The organism is Pantoea sp. CTOTU46764 (genome assembly GCF_031974595.1).
Taxonomy (GTDB): Bacteria; Pseudomonadota; Gammaproteobacteria; order Enterobacterales; family Enterobacteriaceae; genus Pantoea; species Pantoea trifolii.
Window position 1 is genome coordinate 52,920 of record NZ_DALYOQ010000020.1, and the last position, 8,053, is coordinate 60,972.

The 8,053-nt window shown below is 55.6% G+C and carries 7 protein-coding genes; 3 read left to right on the forward strand and 4 right to left on the reverse strand.

The genetic code is table 11. The features are described 5' to 3' along the window. Positions 1-28 precede the first annotated feature (28 nt). Positions 29-1,186 (forward strand): CdaR family transcriptional regulator, encoded by a 1,158-nt coding sequence (locus RTM06_RS09685; protein WP_061718082.1) that lies wholly within the window; start codon positions 29-31, stop codon positions 1,184-1,186. Next, entirely contained in the window at positions 1,186-2,409 is a 1,224-nt protein-coding gene (locus RTM06_RS09690; RefSeq protein ID WP_312181740.1) for an alginate lyase family protein, read from the forward strand. Before RTM06_RS09685 ends, RTM06_RS09690 begins: the two co-directional genes overlap by 1 nt. Positions 2,410-2,456: 47 nt before the next feature. On the opposite strand, the gene RTM06_RS09695 is transcribed toward RTM06_RS09690, so the two are convergent. The 4 genes from RTM06_RS09695 to map all read right to left on the reverse strand — a co-directional run bounded on the left by RTM06_RS09695 (position 2,457) and on the right by map (position 7,668). Next, positions 2,457-2,846 (reverse strand): DUF3461 family protein, encoded by a 390-nt coding sequence (locus RTM06_RS09695; RefSeq protein ID WP_008108490.1) that lies wholly within the window; start codon positions 2,844-2,846, stop codon positions 2,457-2,459. Positions 2,847-3,139: 293 nt separating this feature from the next. After that, positions 3,140-3,964 carry a 2,3,4,5-tetrahydropyridine-2,6-dicarboxylate N-succinyltransferase gene (dapD, locus tag RTM06_RS09700; protein WP_256695661.1) on the reverse strand — a complete coding sequence of 275 codons (825 nt, stop codon included), beginning with the start codon at positions 3,962-3,964 and terminating at the stop codon, positions 3,140-3,142. 184 nt (positions 3,965-4,148) lie between these two features. Beyond that, complete coding sequence (gene glnD / locus RTM06_RS09705; protein ID WP_312181748.1) at positions 4,149-6,803, reverse strand: bifunctional uridylyltransferase/uridylyl-removing protein GlnD; 2,655 nt, start codon at positions 6,801-6,803, stop codon at positions 4,149-4,151. Positions 6,804-6,873: 70 nt separating this feature from the next. Further along, positions 6,874-7,668: a type I methionyl aminopeptidase gene (map, locus tag RTM06_RS09710; protein WP_008108487.1), complete on the reverse strand. Its 795-nt coding sequence runs from the start codon at positions 7,666-7,668 to the stop codon at positions 6,874-6,876. A gap of 318 nt (positions 7,669-7,986) precedes the next feature. Between map and RTM06_RS09715 the strand changes: the two genes are divergently transcribed. Then, positions 7,987-8,053 (forward strand): hypothetical protein (locus tag RTM06_RS09715; protein ID WP_250552873.1); only part of this gene is annotated, 67 nt, incomplete at its 3' end.

The window sequence follows — 8,053 nt, forward strand, 5'->3', positions numbered from 1 at the left end:
CTGTTCGTCCTTATCTCCGGAGTGTTTGATGGCCACCTATCATCTCGATGCGCGACTGGCTCAGGATATTGTTGCCCGCACCATGCAAATTATTGATAGCAATGTCAACGTGATGGATGCGCGCGGTCGCATCATCGGCAGTGGCGATCGTGAACGTATTGGCGAATTGCACGAAGGCGCGCTACTGGTGCTGTCACAAGGCCGCGTGGTGGACATCGACGAAGCGGTGGCAAAACATCTGCACGGCGTACGTCCCGGCATCAATTTGCCGCTGCGTATTGATGGCGACATCGTCGGCGTGATCGGTTTGACCGGCCAGCCAGCAACGCTGCGTCACTATGGCGAGCTGGTGTGTATGACCGCTGAAATGATGCTGGAACAGGCGCGTTTGCTGCATATGCTGGCGCAGGACAGCCGCTTGCGTGAAGAGCTGGTGCTAAATCTGGTGCGCAGTGAAACTTTATCGCCAGCGCTGAGCGAATGGGCGCAGCGGCTCGGCATCGATCTCAATCAACCGCGCGTGGTAGCGGTGGTGGAAGTGGACAGCGGCCAGCTTGGCGTCGATAGTGCCATGTCCGAGCTGCAGCAGTTGCAAACACTGCTGACCACGCCGGAACGCGACAACCTGATTGCGATTGTTTCACTCACCGAAATGGTGGTGCTGAAACCGGCACTGAATGCGCATGGCCGCTACGATCAGGACGATCATCGCCGCCGCGTGGATCAACTGCTGCAACGCATGAAAGAGAGTGGACAGGTGCGGATGCGTATCGCGCTCGGCAACTACTTTACCGGTCCCGGCAGCATCGCGCGTTCGTACCGTACCGCGCGCACCACCATGATGGTGGGCAAACAGCGCATGCCGGAACAGCGCAGCTATTTTTATCAGGATCTGGTGCTGCCGGTGCTGCTCGACAGTTTACGCGGCGGCTGGCAGGCCAACGAACTGGCGCGCCCGCTGGCGAAGCTGAAAAGCATGGATAACAATGGTTTGCTGCGGCGTACATTGGTGGCGTGGTTTAGCCATAACGTGCAACCCAGCGCCACGGCGCGCGCGCTGTTTATTCACCGCAACACGCTGGAGTATCGCCTCAATCGAATTTCCGAGCTTACCGGACTCGATCTGGGCAACTTTGACGATCGTTTGCTGCTGTATGTGGCGCTCCAACTGGATGAGCAGAGTTAATGAGGAACTTGTGGATTGCGTTGCTGTGGCTGTATAGCGCGCTAGGTGTGGCTAACGATCCGGCTTTTCTCTCTTTAAACGATCTTCAGCGGGTTAAGCAGCAGCTGGCACAACATCAGGCGGCGCCGCCCACGTTTGACGCCTGGCATCAGCTAAAACAGCAGGCGGATAAGGCGCTGAAACACCCCAATCCCAGTGTCACTGACAAAGGTATGCTGCCGCCGAGCGGCTCGAAGCAGGATTATTTAAGTCTGAGCGCCTATTGGTGGCCGGATGCCAGCAGCGCCGACGGCTTGCCGTGGCAGCGTCGCGACGGTGAAGTGAATCCCGCCAGTAAGAATGATCAAAGTGATGGCGTGCGGCTGGCGCGCTTTACCGCTGATTTTCAGGCACTGACGCTGGCCTGGTATGTCTCTGGCGATCAACGTTATGCCGATAAAGCGCTGGCGATGATGCGCCACTGGTTTATCGATCCCACCAGCCGCATGCATCCGAATCTAAACTTTGCGCAGGGTATTCCGGGCCGATCCGCAGGTCGCCATGATGGCGTGCTGGATGGACGCTACTTTGCCACGCGCGTGGTGGATGCGCTAACTTTGCTGCGTAATGCGCCCGGTTGGCAGCCAGCCGATCAGCAGGCGATGCAGTTATGGTTTAGCGAGTATCTGCACTGGCTACGGCACAATCCGTTAGCGCTGCAAGAAGCGGCGGCGGCGAATAATCATGGCAGTTGGTACTGCACGCAGGTGGCGGGAATTGCGTGGTATCTGGGCGATCGTGAGACGGTTAAAGCGATGGTGGAATTGGCGCGCAGTAAAATTGCGCTGCAAATCCGTGCCGATGGCAGCCAGCCCGCAGAGTTAGCGCGCACGCGATCCTTCCATTACAGCAACTTCAATCTGCAGGCGCTGACGGCATTGGCGCAGTTGGCCAGTAAAGCAGGATTGGGTGATTTGTGGCATAGCAGGCAACAGCAAAGCGGCTCATTGCTGGATGCGCTCGACATGGTGGCGCCGTACAGCGATGCCAGTAAAGTCTGGCCGTGGAAAAACCGCGATCGGGTGAGCCAACGCATCATTCCCTTGCTTTCAATGGCCGATAACAGTTTGCAGCAGCCGCGTTATCAGCAGTGGATCAGGCAGACGCAATGGAAAGATCAAAACAGCGGGGCGGTGATGCAGGCACAGCGTGATACCTGGCTGCTTTCGTTGCCTTATCAGTAGACATAAAAAAGGCCAGCATTCGCTGGCCTGTTTTCAAAAGCGAACCATTATTTATTGCGGGTCAGCTGATCGAGGTCTGATTCGATCTCGGCGATCTTGTTAGAGACCACGCTTTCCAGATGGCGCAGATCCGCCAGAATTTTACGCTTCAGATCCACTTCAACCTGGTCGCGCTGGCAAATCTGGTCCAGCTCATCGATCACGTAACGCAGGTTCGGGCTGATTTCCTGCACTTCTTTGTAACCCTGGCTGGTGTGATCGGCGACGACGGTTTTGCGCTGGCGTGGGTATTTGAATTTCACGCTTTTCGCGAAGAATTCACCTTTGTCTTTGCGGAAGTAGATTTTAAGAATGTCGTTGTTAGCTTCCTGACGCAGGCTATAACGGTCGATGTCTTCAGGAGAGCTGATACCTAAGCTTTTCAGGTTGTCGTACATAGCGTTTATATTCCATCTAAGAGTGGGTGAGCGCGCAGGACTATCATCATCATTCGGGATGCAGCAGAAACGCGGCAACCGGAACGCTTACGGCATACTTAATCAACTGTAGACACAAAAACCGGGATGAACAGTGCGCGACCGGAGTTAACTTGGCGCGGATTATGAACTGTTTGAAAAATAAACGCACGTGTTAATTCGCGGCGCGAAACAGGTAATTCAGGCGGGAGTGTAAACAAATAATTACGGGCCTGTAGCCAGGCCCGTCGGGAAGATTTACAGGCAGGAAAAGCTTAGTCGATGCTGCGCAGCAATTCGTTAATACCTGTTTTGCTAAGGGTTTTAGCGTCAACTTTCTTCACGATCACCGCGCAATACAGGCTGTAGCTACCGTCTTTTGATGGCAGGTTGCCTGAAACCACTACCGAACCCGCCGGTACGCGACCGTAATGCACTTCGCCGGTTTCGCGGTCAAAGATTTTGGTGCTCTGGCCGATGTAAACGCCCATTGAGATCACTGAACCTTCTTCAACAATCACGCCTTCAACGATTTCTGAGCGCGCGCCGATGAAGCAGTTATCTTCGATGATGGTTGGATTGGCCTGCAGCGGCTCCAGCACGCCACCGATGCCCACGCCGCCTGACAGGTGTACGTTTTTGCCGATCTGCGCGCAAGAACCTACGGTCGCCCAGGTATCAACCATGGTGCCTTCATCAACGTAAGCGCCGATGTTGACGTAAGAAGGCATCAGCACGGTGTTACGTGCGATGAATGCGCCCTGACGCACAGCAGCCGGTGGCACTACGCGGAAACCGGCGTTTTTGAAACGTGCTTCATCCCAGCCCGCAAACTTCATTGGCACTTTGTCGTAGAAGCGGGTTTCAGAACCTTCCATGACCTGGTTGTCGTTGATGCGGAATGACAACAGCACCGCTTTCTTCAGCCACTGATGCGTTACCCACTCACCGTTGATCTTTTCAGACACGCGCAGTTCACCGCTATCCAGCAGGCCGATAACCTGGGTGATAGCATCGCGGGTCGCGCTGTCTACGCCAGATGGCGTGATGTCGGCGCGGCGCTCAAAGGCAGATTCGATAACGCTCTGTAACTGTTGCATATTTATTTCCTGATTCTGTCATAACGGATGTCCGTAAATTCGGACATGATTAATATGTCTACCCTAAATCATTCAAGCTGCAGGAAGGCGGCGACGCAGCGAGAGCCTGGGAGCATACATCAGTATGTGACCAGGTCGAGCGAGGAAAGCCAACGCCCTTGCGGTTTGAATGATGACGGGTAGATCACAGTTTATCGTTTGGATTAAGGGCCTCTGTCAACCTCTGTTGCAACACATTGCGCATTTCCACTCCAAGCGCACGCCGCTCACTATCGGCGAGGATGAAAAGATCTTCCACCCGTTCACCAATCGTACTGATGCGTGCGCCATGCAGCGACACGCCCAAATCGGCAAACACTTCACCCACGCGCGCCAGCAAGCCGGGCTGATCGAGCGCGACCAATTCCAGATAGCTGCGGCGGTCGGTGTGCGTCGGCAGGAAATTGACTTCGGTATCGACACTGAAATGCTTGAGGCGCGCGGACTGACGGCGCGTGCGCGGCGGCACCCATTCGTTTTGCGTGATGGCTTGTTCCAGCGCCTGAATGATCAGCGGATGGCGATCGGCGGCCAGCGGGCTGCCATCTGGCTCCAGCACAATAAAGGTGTCCATTGCCATGCCATCGCGGCTGGTAAAGATCTGCGCATCATGCACGCTGAGATTGCGGCGATCCAACTCGCCGGCCACCGCGGCAAACAGGTGCGGACGATCCGGGCTCCAGATAAAGATCTCGGTACCGCCGCGTGTGGCCTGCGGGCTGACCAGCACCAGCGGTTTGTTGAGATCGTGGTGAATCAAATGACGCGCATGCCAGGCGAGCTGATTCGGCGTGTGGCGCAGGAAATAGTCGGCGCGGCAACGGCTCCAGATATGGTGCAAACGCTCTTCGTCGAGGTTTTCCATGCGCAGCAGCGCCAGTGCTTGCAAGCGATGATGACGTACGCGTTCGCGCAGATCCGGGCTGTTTTCCATGCCGCGGCGCAGCTGTTTTTCGGTGGCGAAGAACAGCTCGCGTAACAGGCTCTGCTTCCAGCTGTTCCACAAGCTCTCATTGGTGGCGCAGATATCGGAAACCGTCAGACACGCCAGATAGCGCAGACGGTTTTCGTTCTGCATCACTTCGGCGAACTGCTGAATGACAGTCGGATCCTGAATGTCGCGGCGCTGCGCGGTCACTGACATCAATAAATGATGGCGAACCAGCCAGGCAACCAGCTGGGTTTCGCGGGAATTGAGGCCGTGTAGTTCGGCGAAGTCGAGCGCATCCTGCGCGCCGAGAATTGAGTGATCGCCGTTGCGGCCTTTGGCGATATCGTGCAGCAGCGCGGCCATCAGCAAAAGTTCCGGTTGCGGCAGGCGCGGCCAGAGTTCAACGCACAGCGGATGCATCGGGCGCGTGGCTTCGTCGGCAAAACTTTCCAGCTTTTGCAGCACGCGAATGGTGTGCTCATCCACCGTGTAAGCGTGGAACAGATCGAACTGCATCTGGCCGACGATGTTGCCCCACAGCGGCGTATACGCCCACAACACGCTGTGACGATGCATCGGCACCAGCGCGCGCTTTACCGCACCCGGATGGCGCAGAATCGCCATAAAGGTTTCACGCGCTTCAGGAATCTGGCACAGCGGCTGTTTAAGATGGCGACGCGCATAGCGCAGCTGCCGCAGCGTGGTGGAGTAGATGCCTTTGATGTTTTCGTTACGCACCATCACGTAGAACATCCGCAGGATGGCTTGCGGCTCACGCTCAAACAGCGTGAGATCGCGCAGGTCGATCAGGTCACCGCGAATCTGGAAATCGTCATCAATGTTGCGCGGCTTTTCGGTGGTCGACAGCGCCAGAATCGCTTCATCGAACAGCTGCAGCAGCATCTGATTGAGTTCGCCGATGCGGCGCGTGACGCGGTAGAAGTCCTTCATCATGCGCTCAACCGGCTCGTTGACTTCGCCCAGATAGTTGAGGCGCTGAGCGACGGTCAGCTGGCGATCGAACAGCAGGCGGTTGTCATAACGTGTCAGCGTTAAGTGCAGCGCAAAACGAATGCGCCACAAAAATTCCTGACACTCATTGATTTCATTGCGTTCCGCTTCGGTAATAAAGCCGAATCCGACCATTTCATCCATGGTGGTGGCGCCAAAGTGACGGCGCGCCACCCATTGCAGCGTGTGAATGTCGCGCAGGCCGCCGGGGCTGCTTTTGATATCCGGTTCGAGGTTATAACTGGTGCCGTGATAACGCTGGTGGCGCTCCTGCTGCTCTTCAATTTTGGCGGCGAAGAAGCGTGACGACGGCCAGAAGCCATCGCTGAAGATGTTCTTTTGCAGTTCAAGAAACAGCGCTACATCGCCAGTGAGCATGCGCGATTCGATCAGGTTGGTGGCGACCGTAAGATCGGATAAGCCTTCCAGCAGGCACTCTTCCAGCGTACGTACGCTGTGACCGACTTCCAGCTTCAAATCCCACATCAGCGTTAGCAGCTCGCTGGTGCGCTGCGCGGCCGCGTCATCCAGCGGCTGGCGGCTGAGGATCAGCACATCAATATCGGAGAGCGGATGCAGTTCGCCGCGACCATAGCCGCCAACGGCAACCAGCGCGATCTCCTTCATCTGGTCGAAACCAAAGAAGCGCCACAGGCGACGCAATAAGCGGTCGATAAACAGCGTGCGCGCATCAATCAGGGATTCGATATCGGTGCCCGCATCAAATGCGGTGCCCAGATGCTGCTGGAACTGCTCGAGATACTGTTTGAGCTTGTCGCGCGTCAGGGCGTCATCGGGCCAGCTGGCGGGGGAATCGGTCAGGCCTTTGTGTACTGCTTCGGTCACGCTACCACTCATCAACATGCCTCTTCATTACGCACATAAAAAAGGCCAGCTATAAGCCGGCCTGGTACTGTCAGCGAGATGATTACGCGACGTTTTCGAGCACCGCTGGAATGGTGTCGTCTTCACGCAGCGTCAGAATCTCACAGCCGTTTTCTGTCACCACAATAGTATGCTCATACTGTGCGGACAAGCTGCGATCTTTGGTTTTCACTGTCCAGCCATCCTTCATGGTGCGGATGCGGTAATCACCGGCATTGACCATCGGTTCGATGGTGAAGGTCATGCCCGCTTGCAACACCACGCCGCTGTCATCCGCGTCGTAATGCAGGACCTGCGGCTCTTCATGGAAACCTTTGCCGATGCCGTGACCGCAATATTCGCGCACCACGGAGAAATCTTGCGCTTCTACATACTGCTGAATCGCGCGGCCCAGCTCACGCAGACGAATACCTGGTTTCACCAAACGCAACGCGATATAGAGACTTTCCTGGGTAACGCGACACAGGCGCTCGCCCTGAATGGTCGCTTTACCGACGATGAACATTTTTGAGGTATCGCCGTGATACTCATCTTTGATCACCGTGACATCGACGTTCACCACGTCGCCATCTTTCAGCACGCGATCGTCGCTCGGAATACCGTGACATACGACTTCATTCACCGAAATACACACTGATTTCGGGAAGCCGTGATAGCCGAGGCAGGCAGAAATCGCCTGCTGCTTCTGCGTGATGTGTTCGTGGCAGAGACGATCCAGTTCACCGGTGGTGACGCCAGGCACCACGTGCGGTGCAATCATCTCCAGCACTTCAGCGGCAAGACGGCCCGCCACGCGCATTTTTTCGATTTCTTCAGGGGTTTTAATTGAAATAGCCATTAAATTAATCCGCAATCGTCGAAATTTTCGACAATAATGAGTTCTGTGGCAGTCATGTTAGCAGCCAGCAAAAGGGCTGCCAAATGGCGATTGTCTGCGCCTGCGGCGCTCAACTACTATTGGCGTATTCCTGCGCATTGTGGTATAAAGCGCGCCGACGATTCTCTGTCACCGACGTTTGGCTGGCAGGAAACGCATAAAACTCATTATGTGTACTAAAACACACATGTATCGACACATACGCCGGGGTGCCTTGAAAGAGGTCGGTCGTATGGGATACATGGAGGCCCAACCCCAAATCAAACTTTAGAGGTAATCATGGCAACTGTTTCAATGCGCGACATGCTCAAGGCTGGTGTTCACTTTGGTCACCAGACCCGTTACT

Excerpts from the sequence above, each read along its gene's own strand:
- RTM06_RS09685 (WP_061718082.1), top strand. The coding sequence starts at position 29 with ATGGCCACCTATCATCTCGATGCGCGACTGGCTCAGGATATTGTTGCC.
- RTM06_RS09690 (WP_312181740.1), top strand. The coding sequence starts at position 1,186 with ATGAGGAACTTGTGGATTGCGTTGCTGTGGCTGTATAGCGCGCTAGGT.
- RTM06_RS09695 (WP_008108490.1), bottom strand. The coding sequence starts at position 2,846 with ATGTACGACAACCTGAAAAGCTTAGGTATCAGCTCTCCTGAAGACATC.
- dapD (WP_256695661.1), bottom strand. The coding sequence starts at position 3,964 with ATGCAACAGTTACAGAGCGTTATCGAATCTGCCTTTGAGCGCCGCGCC.
- glnD (WP_312181748.1), bottom strand. The coding sequence starts at position 6,803 with ATGAGTGGTAGCGTGACCGAAGCAGTACACAAAGGCCTGACCGATTCC.
- map (WP_008108487.1), bottom strand. The coding sequence starts at position 7,668 with ATGGCTATTTCAATTAAAACCCCTGAAGAAATCGAAAAAATGCGCGTG.